Below are 19,868 nucleotides of genomic sequence, written 5' to 3'. Positions count from 1 at the left end.
ACAGTGGCGGGGGCACGCTTCGTGCCTTACGACCTTGCAGGGAGGCACGTGCCGTGAGTGAGCTGCGCTTCGTCCGGATGGGCTTCGGTGCCGAACGCGTCGAGTACCGGGAGGCGTGGGACGAACAGCGCCGGGTGCACGCCGCGCGGTTCGCCGACGAGGTCCCCGACACCGTGCTGCTCCTCGAACACCCGCCGGTCTACACCGCCGGCCGGCGCACCGAGGACAGCGAGCGTCCCCTGGACGGCACGCCGGTGATCGACGTGGACCGCGGCGGCAAGATCACCTGGCACGGCCCGGGCCAGCTGGTGGGCTACCCCATCCAGAAGCTCCCGCGTCCGGTCGACGTGGTGGCCCACGTGCGCCGCCTGGAGGAGGCCCTGATCCGCACCTGCGCGGAGTTCGGTCTCCAGACCACCCGGGTCGAGGGCCGCAGCGGCGTCTGGGTCCTCGGCGACCCGGTCGAGCAGCGCCCGAAGCTCGGCGGCCTGTCCCTGGACTTCGATCCGCGTCTGACGGACGAGGAGTTCGACCCCCGGCTCAACGGCCCCGACTACGCCCCGTCCAACGCCGGCCAGCGCCGCGAGGACCGCAAGATCGCCGCGATCGGCATCCGGGTCGCCAAGGGCGTCACGATGCACGGCTTCTCGTTCAACGTGAACCCCGACAACAAGTGGTTCGACAAGATCATCCCCTGCGGCATCCGGGACGCGGGCGTCGCCTCCCTGGCGGGCGAACTCGGCCGCGACGTGACCATCGAGGAGGTCCTCCCGGTGGTCGAGCGCCACCTCCGGGACGTCCTGGAGAACGCGGAACTCAAGCCGAGGGTCATCGAGAAGACACCGGCCTGAATCCAGCAACGGGGCATAAACCCAGCCCGTCCGGCGTTTGAGGACCAGGTCCGTCCAGGGCCGGAGCGGGGGCCTGGGGGCGGCAGCCCCCAGCGGCCAGCACCCTCGCCGGGCATTCAAATCAACGGGCGTACGCTTAAGAACGCCGAAGAATCAAACGCTAGGGAGCCGGTCGTGTCCGCAGTCGCACCCGACGGACGCAAGATGCTGCGCCTGGAGGTCCGCAACAGCCAGACCCCCATCGAGCGCAAGCCCGAGTGGATCAAGACCCGGGCGAAAATGGGCCCCGAGTACACGAAGATGCAGAACCTCGTGAAGAGCGAGGGCCTGCACACGGTCTGCCAGGAAGCCGGCTGTCCCAACATCTACGAGTGCTGGGAGGACCGCGAGGCGACCTTCCTCATCGGCGGCGACCAGTGCACCCGGCGCTGTGACTTCTGCCAGATCGACACGGGCAAGCCCGAGGCGCTCGACCGCGACGAGCCGCGCCGCGTCGGCGAGTCCGTGGTCACCATGGACCTGAACTACGCCACCATCACCGGCGTCGCCCGCGACGACCTCCCGGACGGCGGCGCGTGGCTGTACGCGGAGACGGTGCGCCAGATCCACCAGCAGACCGCCGGCCGCGAGGCCGGCCGCACCAAGGTCGAGCTGCTGGCCCCCGACTTCAACGCGGTGCCGGAGCTGCTCCGTGAGGTCTTCGACTCCCGCCCCGAGGTCTTCGCGCACAACGTCGAGACCGTCCCGCGGATCTTCAAGCGCATCCGCCCCGGCTTCCGCTACGAGCGTTCCCTGAAGGTCATCACCGAGGCCCGCGACTACGGCCTGGTCACCAAGTCGAACCTGATCCTCGGCATGGGCGAGACCCGCGAGGAGATCAGCGAGGCGCTGAAGCAGCTGCACGAGGCCGGCTGCGAGCTGATCACCATCACGCAGTACCTGCGTCCGTCCGTGCGCCACCACCCCGTGGAGCGCTGGGTCAAGCCGCAGGAGTTCGTGGAGCTGAAGGAGGAGGCCGAGCAGATCGGTTTCTCCGGCGTGATGTCGGGCCCGCTGGTCCGCTCGTCGTACCGGGCCGGACGGCTCTACGGAATGGCCATGGAGCAGCGCCGGTCCGCCACCGTGTGAATTCCCGCACAAGTCCCTACTGGCCAGTAATGGCCGATACGCCGCGGCCCCGACCGTCCTCGCTGATGAGGACACCGGTCGGGGCCGCGAGCCCGTTCCAGGAGCCGGCAACGCGGCTTCATGTCCGTTTGACCGGCGGGTCACGCCCTGGTAACACCAATCAGTGACCCTGGAATCACAGCACGTACACCATCACGTACACCCGTCTCCGTACCCGGAGCCGTACCGAGGGGGGACCTCCACCATGCAGGCCGCACCCGTTCGCCCCACCGCCGTCCGCGCCACCGCCATCCCGTCGTTCACCACCGCCCTGCGGGCCGTCGAGTCGCTGCTGATGAGCGGCGGCCAGCGCACCGCCCGGCGCAACGCCTGGAACTCCGTCCTGGAGGACCGCCGCCGCGCCAAGGACCGGATCGAGACGGAGCGCGCGCTGCGGCAGTCCGTCGTCGGCCGCCCCTGACCACGTCCCGCCCCTCCCCCGACGGGCACGGCCGGGCGCTGCCGGGCACTGGCGTCGTCGGCGCTTTCGGGGGCACGTAGACTTCGTGCCATGGCGAGGAAGGAACCTGCAGCGGACGCTGCGAATCCCGGGCGACTGAAGCAGATCGCTCTGACCTACAAGATGACCCGCAAGGCCGACAAGAAGATCGGTCTTGTGCTCGCGGGTGTCGGCATCGTCGTCTTCGGTGTCCTCCTCGCGATCGGTTTCTTGATCGGTCACCCCATCTATCTCGGCATCCTGGGCCTGCTGCTCGCCTTCCTCGCGACGGCGATCGTCTTCGGGCGCCGGGCCGAGCGGGCGGCCTTCGGGCAGATGGAGGGACAGCCGGGCGCGGCGGCGGCCGTACTGGACAACATCGGCCGGGGCTGGACGACGACCCCCGCGGTGGCGATGAACCGCAACCAGGACGTGGTGCACCGCGCGGTCGGCAAGGCCGGCATCGTGCTGGTCGCCGAGGGCAACCCGAACCGGGTGAAGTCCCTGCTCGCGGCCGAGAAGAAGAAGATGAACCGCATCGTCGCCGACGTCCCCGTGCACGACCTGCTCGTGGGCACCGGCGAGGGTCAGGTCGAGCTGAAGAAGCTCCGCACGACCATGCTCAAGCTCCCCCGCGTCCTGAGCGGCCCGCAGGTCACCGTGACCAACGACCGGCTGCGCGCCCTGGGCGACCTGATGAGCAACATGCCGTTGCCCAAGGGCCCGATGCCCAAGGGCATGCGGATGCCCCGCGGCGGCAACCCCAGGCAGCGCTGACCCCGCAGGACTCCGAGACGCCGGTACGGCGATGGGGGGCCGCCCGATCACTCGGGCGGCCCCCCATCGCCGTACCGGCCCTCCGGCCCGCGTCGTGGTGCGTGGGTCAGATCCGGACTTCCACGGTGCGTGCCAGCCGGTCGTGCAGGCCCCGGCCGTCGCGGTCCCAGATCAGCGCCGGGAGGGCGAGGCACAGCAGGACCGAGCGGAGCAGGGCGCGCAGCGGGCTGGGGCGGCCGGTGGCGAGGTCCACGACCCGCAGGCCCAGCAGGCGCTTGCCGGGGGTGAAGCCGACCGTGCCGACGGTCAGCACGCTCAGCACGAAGAAGATCAGCAGCGCCCAGTTGCTCGCCGTCTGTCCGTAGCTGCCCGTGATCAGCCCGTATGCGATCAGGGAGCACAGGGCCCAGTCGACGGCCAGCGCGCCGAGCCGCCTGCCCGGGCGGGCGATCGAGCCCGGTCCCTCCTCGGGCAGACCGAGCTGCTCGCCGCGGTGTCCGAGATCGGCGCCGGCCTCTTCCACGGCCGCGCGGGGACCGGAGAGCCACGATCCGATTGCTTGCCTGTTGTCCACCCGAACACGGTACTGCGCCCGTATACGTACCGGGAACGGCGGGGTGTGCGGGCCCTCCATCCGGCCTAGGCTGGGGAGGGAGCCGGTTAACTTCTGTGAAACAAATGGGTCACGCCCGAGAAATCACCCGTCCCTAGGGTCGACGAAGCGTGTGCCACCCGCACTGGCCGCACGAACGATCTACCAGCCCGGCGGGACGGTCGGGAGTAGGAGGAGCTGGATGTTCCAGAACGCCGACGACGTCAAGAAGTTCATCGCGGACGAGGACGTCAAGTTCGTCGATGTCCGGTTCTGCGACCTGCCGGGCGTCATGCAGCACTTCACGTTGCCCGCCGAGGCGTTCGACCCCGACGCCGAGCAGGCCTTCGACGGATCGTCGATCCGCGGCTTCCAGGCCATCCACGAGTCGGACATGGCCCTGCGCCCCGACCTGTCGACCGCGCGCGTCGACCCGTTCCGCCGGGACAAGACGCTCAACATCAACTTCTTCATCCACGACCCGATCACGGGCGAGCAGTACTCCCGCGACCCGCGGAACGTGGCGAAGAAGGCCGAGGCGTACCTGGCCTCCACGGGCATCGCCGACACGGCGTTCTTCGGTCCCGAGGCCGAGTTCTACGTCTTCGACTCCGTCCGCTTCGCCACCAGCGCGAACGAGTCCTTCTACCACATCGACTCCGAGGCCGGCGCCTGGAACACCGGTGCTCTGGAGGACAACCGCGGTTACAAGGTCCGCTACAAGGGCGGCTACTTCCCGGTCCCGCCGGTCGACCACTTCGCCGACCTGCGCGCCGAGATCTCCCTGGAGCTGGAGCGGTCCGGCCTGAAGGTCGAGCGCCAGCACCACGAGGTGGGCACCGCCGGCCAGGCGGAGATCAACTACAAGTTCAACACGCTGCTCGCGGCCGCGGACGACCTCCAGCTCTTCAAGTACATCGTGAAGAACGTGGCCTGGAAGAACGGCAAGACGGCGACCTTCATGCCGAAGCCGATCTTCGGTGACAACGGCTCGGGCATGCACGTCCACCAGTCGCTGTGGTCGGGCGGCGAGCCGCTCTTCTACGACGAGCAGGGCTACGCCGGTCTGTCGGACACCGCCCGGTACTACATCGGCGGCATCCTCAAGCACGCCCCGTCGCTGCTGGCCTTCACCAACCCGACGGTGAACTCGTACCACCGCCTGGTGCCGGGCTTCGAGGCGCCGGTGAACCTGGTGTACTCGCAGCGCAACCGCTCGGCCGCGATGCGGATCCCGATCACGGGCTCGAACCCGAAGGCCAAGCGCGTCGAGTTCCGCGCCCCGGACGCCTCCGGCAACCCGTACCTGGCCTTCTCGGCGCTGCTGCTGGCGGGCCTGGACGGCATCAAGAACAAGATCGAGCCGGCCGAGCCGATCGACAAGGACCTCTACGAGCTGGCTCCCGAGGAGCACGCCAACGTGGCCCAGGTCCCGACCTCCCTCGGCGCGGTCCTCGACCGCCTCGAGTCGGACCACGAGTTCCTGCTCCAGGGCGACGTCTTCACGCCGGACCTGATCGAGACGTGGATCGACTTCAAGCGCGCCAACGAGATCGCGCCGCTGCAGCTCCGCCCGCACCCGCACGAGTTCGAGATGTACTTCGACGTGTGATCGACTCGTCGACCGGCCCGTTGACCGGCTGACCGGCGCCCCCGTCCCCGTTCCCACGGGGGCGGGGGCGCCGTCGTGCGTGGCCGAAAACCCTTCACAGGGTGCGGACGGACCGGGATCATGTCCACTGACACGGTTGTTCGAGTCAGGGGGACGGGGAGAGTGCCGGAGATGCCGGAGCGCGACGACGAGGAGCGCGAGTACGACCTGAGGTGGGCGGAGGGCGCCGAGCACAAGGAGCCCTCGGCGCGGGCCCGGATGCTCGCCGCGCGCTGGAAGGAGAACCCTCCCGGCCCGGTCCCGTTCCGCGCCGACCCCGATCACGTGGGCTCGGGGCGCCGGTCGTCGTGGGTGTCCACCGCCGTGGTGCTCGGCTGTGTGGCCGCGGTGATCGTGCTGCTCGGCTACATCAACTTCCGGGCGCCCTACTAGACCTGACAGGGCCTGCCGGTGGCGCCGGTGGCGCCGGTCTCAGCGGAAGGCGTCGACGTTGCGGGCGGCCCAGTCGGCGAAGGGGCGCGGGGCGCGGCCGAGGACGCGCTCGACGTCCGGGCTGACGCGCAGTTCGGCCGGGCTCGGGTTGCCGAGGATGTCCAGGGTGTCGTCGGCGAGCTCGGCCGGCATGCTCCGCGCCATGACGGCCCTGGCCTCGTCGCGGGTCAGCTCGTGGAACGCCACGGGCGCGCCCAGCGCGGCGGCGATGGCCTCCGTCTGCCCGCGCGGAGTGATCACCTCCGGGCCGGTCAGCTCGTACGCGCCGCCGGTGTGCCGGTCCTCCAGCAGACAGGCCGCGGCCACCGCGGCGATGTCCGCGGGGTCGACGACCGGCACTCCGGTGTCGCCGAAGGGCGCGGCGACGACCCGTCGGGCGCGGACGGACTCGGCCCACCACAGTGCGTTGGAGGCGAAGCCGCCGGGCCGCAGGAGGGCCCATTCCAGTCCGGATGCTCGCAGCGTGTCCTCCAGCGCGCGCATCGCGATCCGCGTCGCCCCGAAGGGCCTGGTCACCACGCCGAGCGTGGAGAGCAGGACGATGCGGCGGACCCCGCTGTCCGCGGCTTCGCCGATGAGGTCGGCGGGCTCGGCCCCGCGGGCGTGCAGATCGCCGGAGAGCAGCAGGAACAGCGACTTCGCCCCGGCCAGCGCGGGGCGCAGCCCGGCCGGTTCGGCGAGGTCGGCCACCATGTGGCGGACGCCGTCCGGCACCGCCGCCGGGTGCCGTGACACCGCCGTCACCTGCTCGCCCGCCTCGGCCAGCGCCCGCGTCAGCGGCCGCCCGATGTTCCCGGTAGCCCCAGTCACCACGATCATGTCCAGCTCCTTCTCGGATGTCCTCTGTGGGCCTTCACGCTAGGAGCGTGAACTAACTTTCGGTAAGGGCATACCTGAAGGTAAGCTCATGACATGACGGAAGGCGTGCAGCGCAGACGGGCCGGGACCGGCGAGCGGTATGACGTGTTTCACACCGACTGCCTGGCGCGCGACGTGGTCGACCACGTCACCAGCAGGTGGGGCATCTGGGTGCTTATCTCCCTGCGGCGCAACGACCTCCGGTTCTACGAGCTGCGCGAGAGCATCCAGGGCATCAGCGAGAAGATGCTGGCCCAGACCCTGCGCACACTGGTCGCCGACGGCCTGGTCTGGCGGAAGGTCGAGCCGACGACGCCGCCGCAGGTCACGTACGGCCTGACCGAGTTCGGCCGGGACATCGGGGAGCCGCTGACGGACCTGTTCGACCGGATCACCCGCCGGCTGTCGCCGCTCGGCCCGCCCTAGGGGTGCCGGCACCCCTGGCCTCCGGGGCGACGGGTGCACACTGGACAGCGGGACGAGTGCCCGACTGTGAGGTGGTGGAGATGCGGAGCCGCTTCCGGAGTGACCGGCGACTGACCGTGCGCATGGGGATCACCCTGTTCCTGCTCGGCCTGTTGTACGTGGGGTTCGTCGCCGCGCTGATCGCGCTGCTGAAGTCCTGGGTCCTGGTCGTGGTGATCGTGGCGCTGGTGTTCGCGGCGCAGTACTGGTTCTCCGACCGGATCGCGCTGTTCGCGATGCGCGGCCGGATCGTGGAGCGGGACGAGTATCCGGAGCTGCACGGGGTGGTGGACCGGCTGGCGGCGATGGCCGACATGCCGAAGCCGGTGGTCGCGGTGTCGGAGATGGAGATGCCCAACGCCTTCGCCACCGGCCGCAACCCGGACAACGCGGTGGTCTGTGTCACCACCGGGCTGCTGCGGCGGCTGGAGCCCGCGGAGCTGGAGGGCGTGCTGGCGCACGAGCTGTCGCACGTGGCGCACAAGGACGTCGCGGTGATCACGGTGGCGTCGTTCCTCGGCGTGATCGCGGGGCTGATCGTGCGGTTCGCCTTCTACTCCCAGCTGTTCGGCGGGCGCCGGGACCAGAACACGATGGCGGTCCTGGCGGTCGTGATGGGCGTCTCGGCGGCCGTGTACGCGCTCAGCTTCCTGCTGATCCGGGCCCTGTCCCGGTACCGGGAGCTGGCGGCCGACCGGGCCGCGGCCCTGCTCACCGGGCGCCCCTCGGCCCTGGCGGCCGCCCTCACCAAGGTCACCGGCGACATCGCCCGCATCCCGACCAAGGACCTGCGCACCGCCCAGGCCTTCAACGCCTTCTACTTCACCCCGGCCTTCGGCAGCGACCCCGGCCTCGGCCGGTTCTTCGCCACCCATCCCAGCCTGGAGCAGCGGCTCGGCCAACTGGGCCGGATCTCCGCCGAGCTGGGTGAGGCGACGACCCCCGGCAGGGCCTGAGGCGCGGGCATGGGACTGCTGGACATCCTGCTCGGCCGGTCCAGGGCCGTGGGCCCGGATCTCGACCGGCTCTTCGCCCTGCCCTCGGCGGCGGTGGGCTTGGAGGCCGCCGCCGGGTTCCAGCCGACCGGGCAGGGGGCGGTGTGCTTCGCGACCGTCGAGGGCGCCGCCTTCGAGCGCACGCACCGCGAGATCCGCGCCCTGCTGGACGCAGACGCGGGCCGCACGCCGGTGGAGCTGACCCACGACTCCTACGGCTACTCCTGGCTCGTCTCGCACCGCTCCCCGGGGGAGCTGCCGCTCCTGGTGAACGACCTGCACGCGGTGAACAGCACCTTGGAGGGCGCCGGGTTCGGCCCACGGCTGCTGTGTTCCCTGGCCGGTTTCGCGGCCGACGACGGGCGGCGGCTCGCCCTCGTCTACCTCTACAAGCGAGGTACGTTCTACCCCTTCGCGCCCCTGCCCGGCCAACGGCAGCAGCGGGACAACGCCCTGGAGCTGCGGATACGTGCGGCGCTCGCCGACGAGCTGCCGGTGGAGGGCGACCTGGGCCGCTGGTTCCCCGTGTGGGGAGCGCCCGGCCTCTGACCCGTCCGGCACCTCAGGACGAGGCCGCCCGGGCCGCGGCGGGGGTCTGGGGGCGCAGCCCCGGGGACGGCAACGCGAACGCCGGGCACCGGAGAAGACACGGCACCCGGCGCCCCGCTCACCGCGAGTACCGCATCAACGCCCGCACCATGTGGCACGTCGTGTCCGACGGCGGATGAACCCCGATCGCCAGCGCGGCGCTCCGTATCCTCTCGTTGCGCGCCTGGTCGGGCAGGTAGACGCCGGAGTCGAGCAGGGCGATGGCGAGGCGCATCGCCTTGAGCCGGCGGTTGTGCGTCACGTACCACTCGCGGGGGCGGCCCGCCGGCAGCGGGCGCTTCTCCACGGGTGCGTACGGCAGGTCGAGCAGGACGGGCCGCTTGGCGGTGGACTGGGTGGGCAACGGCTTCGGCTTCAGTGCGGCAGCGGGCACGGGCATCCTCCTGACGCGGTCGGGGCGCCGTCCGGACTTCCCGGCGACACCCTCGAACACTGCTTCTATTTTACCGCCCACCACTGACAAAAGTCCCTGCCCACAAGGGCTTTCGGGGTCGCTGTGACCCACGTGGTGAACGGGTTTCCGGACCCCTCCGGCTACCGTGTGCGGCATGGAGATCTGGATCAACCCGGCCTGCTCGAAGTGCCGCAGCGCGATCAGCCTGCTCGACGCCGAAGGGGCCGACTACACCGTCCGCCGCTACCTGGAGGACGTACCGAGCGCGGACGAGATCCGCGAGGTGCTCACCCGGCTCGGACTCGAACCGTGGGACATCACCCGCACCCAGGAGGCGGCCGCCAAGGAACTGGGCCTGAAGGACTGGCCCCGTGACGAGGCGTCACGCGAGCGCTGGATCACCGCGCTCGCCGAACACCCCAAGCTGATCCAGCGCCCCATCATCACGGCGGACGACGGAACGGCCGTGGTGGGCCGCACCGACGAGGCGGTCCGCGACGCCCTGTCCCGGTAGTCCGGGGCCCGACGGTGTGACGCAGGTTACGTGCGCGCATCGGCGCGACCGTGAGCAACTCCGTTCGGTATCTCGTACGTAGCGGCGTACGCTCCCCTACCTCTTCAGGAGGCGCGGATGTCGCGCAGGAGAACTCTCGGTACGAAGAAGAAGATCGCCCTGCTGGTCGGCGCCGCCACGATGGCCGGTGGCAGCGCCTTCGTCATGGCGAACGCCTCGAACGCCGCGCAGACCACCCAGGACGCGCGGACGAAGGCCGCCCAGGACTCGGGCGTCTGCCAGGGCCTGGCCACCGCGCTCGGCAACAACCAGCGGTTCATCGAGGGCCAGCGGGCCGCTCCCGACGCGCAGTCGCAGGCCCGGATCGAGAACCGCGAGGCAGTCGTCGCGGAGATCGAGCGCAAGCAGGCGGCCTCCGGGTGCGCGGTCGGGGAGTCGGCTCAGGACTCCCAGGCCGCGCAGCCGCCCCAGACCGCGCAGCCGCCCCAGACCGGGCAGGAGGCGGGCCAGGGCAGCGGCCAGGACGCCGCGCAGGCCGGCGAGCAGGTCTGTGCCGGTTCCACCGTCACCCTCTCCGGCGAGGCCGGCGCGCCCGCCGCCTCCAGCAACCAGTTCCCGGTGGGCACCAGGCTCAGGGTGACCAACCTCGACAACGGCAAGTCCACGACCGTGGAGGTGAACTCGGTCTCGGGAAGCTGTGCGCTGCTCAACGACGCGGCGTTCGAGCAGGTCCGCGAGGAAGGCAGGTTCCTGATCCGGCGGGCGCTGATCGAGAAGGTCGGCTGAGGCTCAGTCCCCCGGCGCGGCCAGGAAGTCGCCGAGGCGGCGGCCCAGGCCGGACGGCGCGGACTGCGGCAGCGCGTGGTGGGACACGCCCGGCAGGATGTCCGTCTCCACAAGCGGCAGCAGGGTCCGCGCCCGGTCCGCCACCTCGGCGGGGTCGTGCGTCCTGCTGCTCCCGGCCAGGAGCAGCAGGACCGGCACCTCCAGGGCGCGCAGTGCCTCCGGGGCCGGGCGCGGTCCGGTGACCGGCTTGCGCTCGGGGAAGCCGACGGCGGCCTCCTGGAGGGCGAGCCAGTCGGCGTCGAGGGGGATCTCGCCGGTCTCCCAGTCCAGGAAGGCACGCACCCGGCGGGGCGTGGGCCGCAGCAGCATCGGCAGCGCGTGCAGCAGGTAGGCCGCCTTGAACCCGGCGAAGCACTGGGTCGGGTCCAGGAGGAACAGGCGGCGTACCCGGCCGGGTGCGTGCAGGGTGTGGTGCAGGGCGATCCAGGCGCCGTAGGAGTGGCCGCCGAGGTCTGTCTCCTCGATGCCGAGGCCGTCGAGGAGGGCGTCCAGCCAGCCGGTGAGGTCGGCGACCGTACGGGGGTGGCGGTCGCCGGCCGGTGTGCTGCGGCCGGGGGCGCCGATCAGGTCGACGGCATGGACGCGGTGGGTACGGGACAGCTCGGCGGCCTGCTCGAACCAGGACGCGGAGGTCGCCGCGCCGCCGCCCGGCAGCAGGACGAGGGGACGGCCGCCGGCCGGGCCGGTCACGTTGACGTGCGTCTCGCCGAAGGGGGTGGGCACGGTCACCGCCTCGGTCCCGGCGGGCCACTTGGCCATGACCTTGTCGTAGGCGTCCCGGAAACGGCCTGCGTCGTACGCGCCGCGAGCGCTCATGAGCGGTCCCCCCTGCATCGTTCGTTCCCCTGTTCCCTGCTTTCCCGGTATTATCTCGCTCAACGAGATACTTGTCGAGCGAGGCGATCGCCCGAAGGGGCCGAAGGGAGCGCCCCCATGTCCGAGCAGGGACCGGAGATGGAGCTCGTCCACCTCCTGCGCGCGGTCGCCGTCGAACTGGGCGCGCACAGCGCCCGGTTCGCCCAGCGCAACGGCATGCACCCCACCGACGTGCGTGCGCTCATCGCGCTCATGGACGCCGCGCGGTCGGGCGAGGCGATGACCGCCGGACGCCTGGGTGCCGCGCTGGGGCTGAACTCCGCGGGGACGACGGCGCTGGTCGACCGGCTGGAGCGGGCCGGCCACGTGCGCCGGGTGCGCGACGGACGGGACCGGCGCAGGGTCACCGTCGAGGTGGACGAACGGGCCGTGGCGCTGGGCTGGTCCCACTTCGGACCGCTGATCGGGCGGGCGGTGGACCTGCTGCGCGGGTACGACGAGCGGGAACTGGCGGCGATCAGGGGCTTCTTGACCGGCGTACGGGAGGCGTCCGGGGACGAGGGGCGTGAGCCGCACCACAACGACCCCGGGTAACACGGGGTTCACATACGGGCAACGGTCGGGAAATCGCCCGTTGGCACGCTGCACCGCAGTAGACGCGGCACCCCTGCCGCCCCCGCGCCGCCGCACCCGCACGTGCGCCGAGACCCACCCCGAAGGATGTGGCCCCGTGACCTTCAAGGCCGAGTACATCTGGATCGACGGCACCGAGCCGACGGCCAAGCTCCGTTCCAAGACGAAGATCATCACGGACGCCCCCGCCGGCCTGGACGCCCTGCCGATCTGGGGCTTCGACGGCTCCTCCACCAACCAGGCCGAGGGCAGCTCCTCGGACTGCGTGCTCCGGCCGGTCTTCTCCTGCCCCGACCCGATCCGCGGCGGCGAGGACATCCTGGTGCTGTGCGAGGTCCTGGACACGGACATGACGCCGCACCCGAGCAACACCCGCGCCGCGCTGGCCGAGCTGTCCGAGCGCTTCGCCGCGCAGGAGCCGGTCTTCGGCATCGAGCAGGAGTACACCTTCTTCAAGGGCGCCCGCCCGCTCGGCTTCCCCGAGGGCGGCTTCCCGGCCGCGCAGGGCGGCTACTACTGCGGTGTCGGCTCGGACGAGATCTTCGGCCGCGAGGTGGTCGAGGCCCACCTGGAGAACTGCCTGAAGGCCGGTCTCGGCATCTCCGGCATCAACGCCGAGGTCATGCCCGGCCAGTGGGAGTTCCAGGTCGGCCCGCTGGCGCCGCTGGAGGTCTCCGACCAGCTGTGGGTGGCCCGCTGGCTGCTCTACCGCACCGCGGAGGACTTCGAGGTCTCCGCCACCCTCGACCCCAAGCCGGTCAAGGGCGACTGGAACGGCGCGGGCGCGCACACCAACTTCTCCACCAAGGCGATGCGCGAGGGCTACGACGCGATCATCACCGCGGCCGAGTCACTCGGTGAGGGCTCCAAGCCCCTCGACCACGTCAAGAACTACGGCGCCGGCATCGACGACCGCCTCACCGGCCTGCACGAGACCGCCCCGTGGAACGAGTACTCCTACGGCGTCTCCGACCGCGGCGCCTCGGTGCGCATCCCGTGGCAGGTCGAGAAGGACGGCAAGGGCTACATCGAGGACCGGCGTCCCAACGCCAACGTCGACCCGTACGTCGTGACGCGCCTGCTCGTCGACACCTGCTGCACGGCCCTGGAGAAGGCCGGCCAGGTCTGACCCACACCGCGCTGTCAGTGGCACGTGCGACGGTGGGGACATGGAGATCGACGGGGTCCTCGCCATCAGGGTCGAGACGGAGAACTGGCAGACGCGCACCCGGATCCGGGCGGCGGAGCTGCGGGAGCTGGTGACCCGCATCGGCTCCGCCGGCGACCGCTTCCTGGTGCTCCAGCGAATCCCGGACGTCCCGGACGTGTTCGCGCAGGTGTGGCACGAGGAGGGCGGGGCGTACCGGCTGGAGCACCGGGCCGCCGTGGACGCGTTCTTCGGCACCGACCTCGACGACCCCCACCGCGTCGCCGGCCTGTTGACCGGCTGGGACGCGGGCGTCGCCTGGGAGCCGGTGCCCGTCCCGCCGCAGGAAGAGGTCCCGGCCCTGCCGGACGAGGTCCGCGCGCAGGTCGAGCGGCGGGTGCGCGAGCAGCTCCGCTGCGGCTACGACGACCGCGGGACGCTGTCCGAGATCGCGGAGGAACACCTCGTCGGCGGCGCGTACGGCGAGCGGCCCGTGTCCCGCGCCCAGGCCCGGCAGTTGGTGGACCGGCTGTGGCTGGAGCGGCTGGCCGAGCAGGATGCCTGGGGCGAGGAGACCACCGACCCGGACCGGCTCACCCGGGTCTTCCGGGCCCTGGACGCGGCCGGTGTCACCGCCCGGGAGAACTTCGCCTGCTGCCGGGGCTGCGGCACCGCCGAGATCGGCGCGGAGCGCGAGGGCGCCCGGGGCTTCGTCTTCTTCCACCGGCAGAGCACCGAGGCCGCCGCCGAGGGGCACGGCCTCATGCTGTACTACGGCGGTTTCGACGGCTCCGAGGAGACCACCACGGCCGTCGGACACGAGGTCGTGGCGGCGTTCGCGGGGTCCGGGCTGTCCACGGAGTGGGACGGCGATCCGGGCAGCGCCATCTCCGTCACCCCGCTGGACTGGCGCAAACGGCTGGAGGGTTGACCGGCCCGGGGGCTGGTTCACGCCAAGGGCGTCCACGCACTGAGAGGAGTCTCCTCTCCTTTGCCGCCGTCTGCTTCAATGGGTCCATGGCCAGTTTCCGGAAGTACGCAGCGACGGGTCGCCATGACCTCGAGCCCTTCTGGCCTTCCCGTCAGCACGACGACTTCGACCGGGTGTGTTGCCGCGCGACGATCGCGCCGGCCCGCTAGGAAGCCGCACATCCCAGGCCTTCTGCGCCTTCCGCCGGTGCGCACGACGTACGTCCCGCGACGCGCCCGACCACGACTCGCGCCCGTCGCCCTTCCCGACGAACCTCTCGCGCGAAAGAGCTGACGTCTCATGGCGACCACCCGTTCCCTGTCCACCGTCACCCTCGACTCCCCCACCGTCCGCCCCGACTCCGGCGGCCCCCGGCACCGGCTGCGCGCCGTGGACCGGGACGAGGTGGTGGACGTCGCCGATCTGCTGCCGCCGGGCGCCACTTGGCTGCCCGCGCCCGCGCACACCCTGCCCGCGCTGCCGGGGCACCCGCCGATGGTCGGCTACCTCGTACTGGTCCCGGCGGACCAGCAGCCGCCGTTCCGTCCGCTGGGCGTGGCCGGACCCTCGCCCGAGGACCACGGCGACGGCGCCCGGGGCCGGACCCGGGGCCGCGCCCAGGACCGGGTTCAGGACGACGCCCCGCTCGTCCGGATCGATCCCGCGCGGCGCATCGCCGCCGTGGAAGGACGTGAACTGGACCTGACCTACCTGGAGTTCGAACTGCTCGCGCACCTCGTCACACATCCGCACCGGGTGCACACCCGGGACCAGCTGGTCACCACGGTGTGGGGCTACGGACACGTGGGCGACGGCCGCACCGTCGACGTGCACGTGGCCCGGCTGCGCCGGAAGCTCGGCGCGGAGCACCGGCACACGATCCAGACCGTGCGGCGCGTCGGCTACAAGTACACGCCGCCCGCGGGACGCTGAGCCGGCATCCGCCTCTCTGCTGACGGCAGAGGGGCGTTCCCCGCGGCCGCCGCGCCCGGCACAGTGGCGGCATGAGACTACTGGTGCTGGGCGGTACGGAGTTCGTGGGGCGGGCCGTGGTCGAGGCGGCGCTCGGCCGCGGCTGGGAGGTGACCGTCCTGCACCGCGGACGGCACGCCCCGCCCCCCGGAGCGCGGGCGCTGCACGGCGACCGCACCGCGCCCGACGGGCTCGCCGCGCTGGCCGAGGGCACGTGGGACGCCGTCGTCGACACCTGGTCGGCGGCGCCCCGCGCGGTGCGGGACGCGGCGCGGCTGCTGCGGGACCGCGCCGGACGGTACGTGTACGTGTCGAGCTGCTCGGTGTACGCCTGGGCCCCGCCCGCCGGGTACGCCGAGGACGCCCCGCTCGTCGAGGGCGCCTCGGCGCACGCCGGGCAGAGCGACTACGCCCGGGACAAGCGGGGCGCCGAGCTGGCCGTCCTGGACGCCTTCGGCGCGGACCGCTCGGTGCTCGTGCGGGCCGGGCTGATCCTCGGCCCCTACGAGAACGTCGGCCGGCTGCCGTGGTGGCTCAACCGCCTGGCCCGCGGCGGCCCGGTCCTCGCGCCGGGCCCCCGGGACCTGCCCCTGCAGTACATCGACGTGCGTGACCTCGCCGACTGGGTGCTCGGCGCGGTGGTACGGGAGCTGGGCGGGCCGTACAACCTGGCCTCCCCGCCGGGGCACGCCACGATGGGCGGCCTGCTCGAAGCCTGCGCGACGGCCACGGGCGGCCCCGCGGAGCTGCGCTGGACCGCCCCCAAGACCGTGCTCGCCGCCGGCGTAGAGCCGTGGGGCCAGTTGCCGGTGTGGACGCCGCCGGGCAGTGAGCTGCACGACGCCCTGCAGAGCGCGGACGTCTCCCGGGCCCTGGCGACGGGACTGGTCTGCCGGCCCGTCGGCGACACCGTGGCCGACACCTGGAGGTGGCTGCGGGACCTCGGCGGCACGGCACCCCAGCGCCGGGACCGGCCACCGGTCGGCCTGGACCCGGAGACGGAGACGAAGTTCCTGGCCGCCGACGGACCCGGCGGGGGGTGTAGCTGGCACCACCCCCTGATCGGGGTGCCCGGCCCAGTGCCCGGCGCCGTCGCCTCCGCGAGACTGATGTCATGAGCATCGAGACGAAGAGCGGCACAGGGCAGCCACGGACACGCGGGCGGACGCGGGGCGTGGCGCTGTCGGCCGTGCGGGGACTGGCACTGGCGTTCATCTCCCTGCCCGGCGCGGTGATCTGCTTCTGCCTGACCCTGGTGTCCATCGCCCTCGTCCCGATCGGGGTCGGCATCGTCACCACGCCGTGGGTGCTGACGGGGGTCCGGGCGTTCGCGGACCGGCGGCGGCTGCTCGCCGCCGAGTGGGGCGGGGTGCGGATCCCGCGGACGTACCGGCCGCTGCCCGAGGACGCCAACCCGTGGGCCCGCACCTTCGGGATGCTTCGTGACCCGGCGACCTGGCGGGACGTCCTGTGGCTGCCGGTCGACATGACGGCGGGCTTCGTCAGCGCGCTGCTGGCCTTCGCGCTGGCGCTCTACCCGCTGGAGGGCCTCGTCATCGCGGCCGGGCTGTGGCGGGTGCTGCCCGACGGGTACTGGTACGGCTTCGTCAAGGTCACCGACCAGACCTCCGCCCTCTACGCCGCCGCTCTGGGCGCCGTGCTCCTGCTCGCCGCCTACCGGCTCACCCCGCTCCTGCTGCGCGCCCACTTCCGGCTCACCGGCGCGCTCCTCGGCTCGGGCCAGGGCGAACTCGCCGAGCGGGTACGGGTACTGACCGAGACCCGGCGCGACGCCGTCGACACCTCCGCCGCCGAACTGCGCCGCATCGAGCGCGACCTGCACGACGGGGCACAGGCCCGGCTGGTCGCCGTCGGCATGGACCTGGGCACCATCGAGGCGCTGCTGGAGAAGGACCCGGCGAAGGCCAGGGAACTGCTCGCGCGGACCCGTCAGTCCTCCGCCGACGCCCTGACCGAGCTGCGCGAACTCGTGCGCGGCATCCATCCCCCGGTGCTCGCCGAACGCGGCCTGGGCGACGCGGTACGTGCCCTGGCCCTGCGGCTGCCCGTCACCGTCGAGGTCGAGGTGGACCTGCCCGGCCGCGCCGAGGCACCCGTGGAGGCGGCCGCGTACTTCGCGGTCAGCGAGATCCTCACCAACGCCGTGAAGCACTCCGGCGCCGACCGCATCTGGGTCGACATGCACTGCACGGAGGGGCGGCTGCGCGTCTCGGTCACCGACAACGGCAAGGGCGGCGCCGTGATCGGAGCGGGCTCGGGCCTGGCCGGTGTGGAGCGCCGACTCGGTACATTCGACGGCGTCCTGGCCGTCGGCTCGCCCGCGGGCGGCCCCACCATGGTCACCATGGAGATCCCTTGCGCGTTGTCCTAGCCGAAGACCTGTTCCTGCTGCGCGACGGACTGGTCAGGCTCCTGGAGGCCCACGACTTCGAGATCGCCGCGGCCGTGGAGACCGGCCCCGAGCTGTCCCGGGCCCTGGCCGAACTGCGGCCGGACGTCGCCGTGGTCGACGTCCGGCTGCCGCCCACGCTCACCGACGAGGGCCTGCAGTGCGCGCTCCAGGCCCGCCACGACCGGCCCGGGCTGCCGGTGCTGGTCCTGTCCCAGCACGTGGAGCAGCTGTACGCGCGCGAGCTGCTGGCCGACGGGAGCGGCGGGGTGGGGTACCTGCTCAAGGACCGGGTGTTCGACGCGGAGCAGTTCGTGGACGCGGTACGGCGGGTGGCGGCGGGCGGTACGGCGATGGACCCGCAGGTCATCCAGCAGCTGCTCAGCCGGCGTGCGGCGGAGGACCGGCCGCTGGAGCGGCTCACCCCCCGCGAGCTGGAGGTGCTGGAGCTGATGGCGCAGGGCCGGACCAACGCGGCGATCGCCGGGAAGCTCGTCGTCACGGAGCGGGCGATCGCGAAGCACACGGCGAACATCTTCGCGAAGCTGAGCCTGGAGGTCTCGGACGACGACAACCGCCGTGTCCTGGCGGTTCTGGCGTATCTGGACCGCGGCCGCTGACCTTCTCGCACGTCCCGCCCGCCCCACGGGACCCGGCAATTTCCGGGGCGGGTGAACACCTCCGAGGCGGCTTCCGTATGGATGGGAGCCGCTTCACTCCTGTCGGGCGCCCTCGATGCCCCGCAAGCGATGCCCCCGCAAGGAAGTCAGAGGAGTTCCATGGGACGCAACACAAGAAAACGCCGTACGCCGCTGGCCACCAAGATCGTAGCCGGGGCGGCGGCCCTGGCGGTCGGCGGGGGCGGACTGGTCTGGGCCAACTTCTACGCGTCGGCGCACGAGGAGCACTCCGGCCACAACCGGACCAGGTCGGCCGGCGCGCAGGTCGCGACGATCGACTGCCCCGACGTCGGTCAGAAGATCCGTGACGTGCCGGACCGGGCGCGCGGGGAGGTGGACGGCGAACTGGCCTCGATGGACAGTCAGATCACCGACGCCTACCAGCGCCTCGCCACCACGCGGCGGGCGCAGGCGGGTGACGCGCAGTTCGTCCAGAACAGCATTCTCGGCCCGCTCAAGGACCGGCGGAAGGCGCTCATCGACCGGATCCAGCTGGAGATCAACCGGGCCGGCGGCAAGGCCGACGACACCCTGGACGAGCTGGCCGGATGCCAGGGCCGTCCCGCGGACCAGCAGAACGGCGGCGGACAGGACGGCGGTCAGAACGACGGTGGCCAGGACGGCGGTGGCCAGGACGACAACGGCAACGGCGTCGCGGGTCCGGTCGCCGACGACTTCATCGACATCAACGACGTCCAGCCGAACTCCCGCGACAGCCGCAACGGCCTGGCCGCCGACGGTGACGGCGGTTCCACCGGCACCTTCACCACGGAGTGCGGTGTCAACGAGAACAACCTGTTCAACAGCGACAACCTGATCGCCGCCCCGGGTGTCGACAACGGCGCCCACCACACGCACGACTACGTCGGCAACCAGGACAACGACGCCTTCTCCAGCGACGAGGACCTGGCGAACGCGGACACCTCCTGCCAGAACCAGGCCGACAAGTCCACGTACTACTGGCCGGTGCTGCGCCTCCAGGACGGTACGCAGGAGTTCGACGCGGGCGACCAGGGCGGTGGCGCCGAGGGCAACATCGGCAAGATCCTCAAGCCCGCCCAGGCCGAGATCAAGTTCGTCGGCAGCCGGCAGGGCGACGTGGTCGCGATGCCGAAGTTCCTGCGCGTCATCACCGGTGACGCCAAGTCCTTCACCAACGGCGACGCGAACGCCAACACCTCGTGGAGCTGCTCCGGCTTCGAGGACCGCCAGGTGACGGACAAGTACCCGCTGTGCCCCGACGGCAGCCAGGTGCTGCGCACGGTCAACTTCCAGAGCTGCTGGGACGGCCAGAACATCGACAGCGCCAACCACCGGGACCACATGGCGTTCGTGCAGGAGGACGGCAGCTGCCCGAACGGCTTCCAGGCCGTTCCCCAGCTGCAGATCCGCCTCGCGTACGACATCCCCACCCCGACCGTCGAGAACGGCCAGGTGCAGAACCCGTACGCCGTGGACAGCTTCCCGGAGCAGCTGCACAAGCCGATCACCGATCACAACGACTTCATCAACGTCATGGACGAGGACCTGATGAACGAGGTGGTCGACTGCATCAACCGCGGCGAGGACTGCCAGTAGCGGTGCCGGCCCCGAGGTGAGGAGGGGGCCGGTGACGGAATTCCGTCACCG

At 71.6% G+C, this 19,868-nt stretch carries 23 protein-coding genes; 19 read left to right on the top strand and 4 right to left on the bottom strand.

The genetic code is table 11. The features are described 5' to 3' along the window. The first annotated feature begins 53 nt into the window (after nt 1-53). The 4 genes from lipB to ACZ6IM_RS04620 all read left to right on the top strand — a co-directional run bounded on the left by lipB (nt 54) and on the right by ACZ6IM_RS04620 (nt 3,234). A complete protein-coding gene (gene lipB, locus ACZ6IM_RS04635) occupies nt 54-851 on the top strand; it encodes a lipoyl(octanoyl) transferase LipB (RefSeq protein WP_052839903.1) in 798 nt (265 codons plus the stop codon). A 174-nt stretch (nt 852-1,025) separates the two neighbouring features. Beyond that, on the top strand, nt 1,026-1,979 hold the full coding sequence (gene lipA / locus ACZ6IM_RS04630) for a lipoyl synthase (RefSeq protein ID WP_469554204.1): 954 nt from the start codon (nt 1,026-1,028) through the stop codon (nt 1,977-1,979). 244 nt (nt 1,980-2,223) lie between these two features. Next, nucleotides 2,224-2,439, top strand: a complete 216-nt coding sequence (locus tag ACZ6IM_RS04625; protein WP_052839905.1) for an SCO2195 family GlnR-regulated protein — start codon at nt 2,224-2,226, stop codon at nt 2,437-2,439. 90 nt (nt 2,440-2,529) lie between these two features. Beyond that, entirely contained in the window at nt 2,530-3,234 is a 705-nt protein-coding gene (locus ACZ6IM_RS04620; RefSeq protein ID WP_030189212.1) for a DUF4191 domain-containing protein, read from the top strand. A 106-nt stretch (nt 3,235-3,340) separates the two neighbouring features. Here the strand turns inward: ACZ6IM_RS04620 and ACZ6IM_RS04615 are convergent, their stop codons facing one another. Further along, nucleotides 3,341-3,808, bottom strand: coding sequence for an RDD family protein (locus ACZ6IM_RS04615; RefSeq protein WP_052839906.1), 468 nt, complete (start codon nt 3,806-3,808; stop codon nt 3,341-3,343). 220 nt (nt 3,809-4,028) lie between these two features. On the opposite strand from ACZ6IM_RS04615, the gene glnA reads away from it, so the two are divergent. Together glnA and ACZ6IM_RS04605 are read left to right on the top strand one after the other, a co-directional pair. Further along, nucleotides 4,029-5,438 carry a type I glutamate--ammonia ligase gene (gene glnA, locus ACZ6IM_RS04610; RefSeq protein ID WP_052839907.1) on the top strand — a complete coding sequence of 470 codons (1,410 nt, stop codon included), beginning with the start codon at nt 4,029-4,031 and terminating at the stop codon, nt 5,436-5,438. A 171-nt stretch (nt 5,439-5,609) separates the two neighbouring features. Next, complete coding sequence (locus tag ACZ6IM_RS04605; RefSeq protein WP_171987129.1) at nt 5,610-5,870, top strand: SCO2583/SCO2584 N-terminal domain-containing protein; 261 nt, start codon at nt 5,610-5,612, stop codon at nt 5,868-5,870. Nucleotides 5,871-5,909: 39 nt separating this feature from the next. On the opposite strand, the gene ACZ6IM_RS04600 is transcribed toward ACZ6IM_RS04605, so the two are convergent. Next, entirely contained in the window at nt 5,910-6,749 is an 840-nt protein-coding gene (locus tag ACZ6IM_RS04600) for an SDR family oxidoreductase (RefSeq protein WP_469554200.1), read from the bottom strand. Between the two features lie 93 nt (nt 6,750-6,842). Here ACZ6IM_RS04600 and ACZ6IM_RS04595 point away from each other — a divergent pair, with 93 nt between their 5' ends. From ACZ6IM_RS04595 to pspAB, 3 genes are all read left to right on the top strand, one after another. Next, entirely contained in the window at nt 6,843-7,214 is a 372-nt protein-coding gene (locus ACZ6IM_RS04595) for a winged helix-turn-helix transcriptional regulator (protein WP_052839910.1), read from the top strand. A gap of 80 nt (nt 7,215-7,294) precedes the next feature. Beyond that, on the top strand, nt 7,295-8,209 hold the full coding sequence (htpX, locus tag ACZ6IM_RS04590; RefSeq protein ID WP_052840237.1) for a zinc metalloprotease HtpX: 915 nt from the start codon (nt 7,295-7,297) through the stop codon (nt 8,207-8,209). A 9-nt stretch (nt 8,210-8,218) separates the two neighbouring features. Continuing rightward, nucleotides 8,219-8,797: a PspA-associated protein PspAB gene (gene pspAB, locus ACZ6IM_RS04585; RefSeq protein WP_469554197.1), complete on the top strand. Its 579-nt coding sequence runs from the start codon at nt 8,219-8,221 to the stop codon at nt 8,795-8,797. A 118-nt stretch (nt 8,798-8,915) separates the two neighbouring features. Here pspAB and ACZ6IM_RS04580 read toward each other — a convergent pair whose 3' ends face one another. Further along, a complete protein-coding gene (locus ACZ6IM_RS04580) occupies nt 8,916-9,230 on the bottom strand; it encodes a hypothetical protein (protein WP_052840238.1) in 315 nt (104 codons plus the stop codon). 175 nt (nt 9,231-9,405) lie between these two features. On the opposite strand from ACZ6IM_RS04580, the gene ACZ6IM_RS04575 reads away from it, so the two are divergent. Together ACZ6IM_RS04575 and ACZ6IM_RS04570 are read left to right on the top strand one after the other, a co-directional pair. Then, nucleotides 9,406-9,765 (top strand): arsenate reductase family protein, encoded by a 360-nt coding sequence (locus tag ACZ6IM_RS04575; RefSeq protein WP_052839912.1) that lies wholly within the window; start codon nt 9,406-9,408, stop codon nt 9,763-9,765. Between the two features lie 117 nt (nt 9,766-9,882). Further along, nucleotides 9,883-10,551 carry a hypothetical protein gene (locus tag ACZ6IM_RS04570; RefSeq protein WP_469554195.1) on the top strand — a complete coding sequence of 223 codons (669 nt, stop codon included), beginning with the start codon at nt 9,883-9,885 and terminating at the stop codon, nt 10,549-10,551. 3 nt (nt 10,552-10,554) lie between these two features. Here ACZ6IM_RS04570 and ACZ6IM_RS04565 read toward each other — a convergent pair whose 3' ends face one another. After that, nucleotides 10,555-11,427 carry an alpha/beta fold hydrolase gene (locus ACZ6IM_RS04565; RefSeq protein WP_469554193.1) on the bottom strand — a complete coding sequence of 291 codons (873 nt, stop codon included), beginning with the start codon at nt 11,425-11,427 and terminating at the stop codon, nt 10,555-10,557. A 117-nt stretch (nt 11,428-11,544) separates the two neighbouring features. Between ACZ6IM_RS04565 and ACZ6IM_RS04560 the strand changes: the two genes are divergently transcribed. The 8 genes from ACZ6IM_RS04560 to ACZ6IM_RS04525 all read left to right on the top strand — a co-directional run bounded on the left by ACZ6IM_RS04560 (nt 11,545) and on the right by ACZ6IM_RS04525 (nt 19,817). Further along, entirely contained in the window at nt 11,545-12,021 is a 477-nt protein-coding gene (locus ACZ6IM_RS04560; RefSeq protein WP_469554191.1) for a MarR family transcriptional regulator, read from the top strand. 136 nt (nt 12,022-12,157) lie between these two features. Beyond that, nucleotides 12,158-13,189, top strand: coding sequence for a glutamine synthetase (glnII, locus tag ACZ6IM_RS04555; protein WP_052839915.1), 1,032 nt, complete (start codon nt 12,158-12,160; stop codon nt 13,187-13,189). 40 nt (nt 13,190-13,229) lie between these two features. Continuing rightward, nucleotides 13,230-14,138: a DUF6891 domain-containing protein gene (locus ACZ6IM_RS04550; protein ID WP_469554189.1), complete on the top strand. Its 909-nt coding sequence runs from the start codon at nt 13,230-13,232 to the stop codon at nt 14,136-14,138. 339 nt (nt 14,139-14,477) lie between these two features. Beyond that, nucleotides 14,478-15,110 (top strand): winged helix-turn-helix domain-containing protein, encoded by a 633-nt coding sequence (locus ACZ6IM_RS04545; RefSeq protein ID WP_469554187.1) that lies wholly within the window; start codon nt 14,478-14,480, stop codon nt 15,108-15,110. A 71-nt stretch (nt 15,111-15,181) separates the two neighbouring features. Then, nucleotides 15,182-16,267 carry an SDR family oxidoreductase gene (locus ACZ6IM_RS04540; protein WP_469554185.1) on the top strand — a complete coding sequence of 362 codons (1,086 nt, stop codon included), beginning with the start codon at nt 15,182-15,184 and terminating at the stop codon, nt 16,265-16,267. Continuing rightward, complete coding sequence (locus ACZ6IM_RS04535) at nt 16,264-17,541, top strand: sensor histidine kinase (protein WP_052839920.1); 1,278 nt, start codon at nt 16,264-16,266, stop codon at nt 17,539-17,541. Before ACZ6IM_RS04540 ends, ACZ6IM_RS04535 begins: the two co-directional genes overlap by 4 nt. After that, a complete protein-coding gene (locus tag ACZ6IM_RS04530) occupies nt 17,526-18,179 on the top strand; it encodes a response regulator transcription factor (RefSeq protein WP_469554183.1) in 654 nt (217 codons plus the stop codon). The genes ACZ6IM_RS04535 and ACZ6IM_RS04530 overlap by 16 nt, the downstream gene beginning before the upstream one ends. Before the next feature lie 159 nt (nt 18,180-18,338). Continuing rightward, nucleotides 18,339-19,817, top strand: a complete 1,479-nt coding sequence (locus ACZ6IM_RS04525) for a DUF1996 domain-containing protein (protein ID WP_469554180.1) — start codon at nt 18,339-18,341, stop codon at nt 19,815-19,817. Nucleotides 19,818-19,868: the final 51 nt, after the last annotated feature.

Source organism: Streptomyces sp. NPDC042336 (assembly GCF_055581985.1).
The sequence above is the reverse complement of the archived record's forward strand: the minus strand, read 5'-3'. Positions and strand labels throughout refer to the sequence as shown.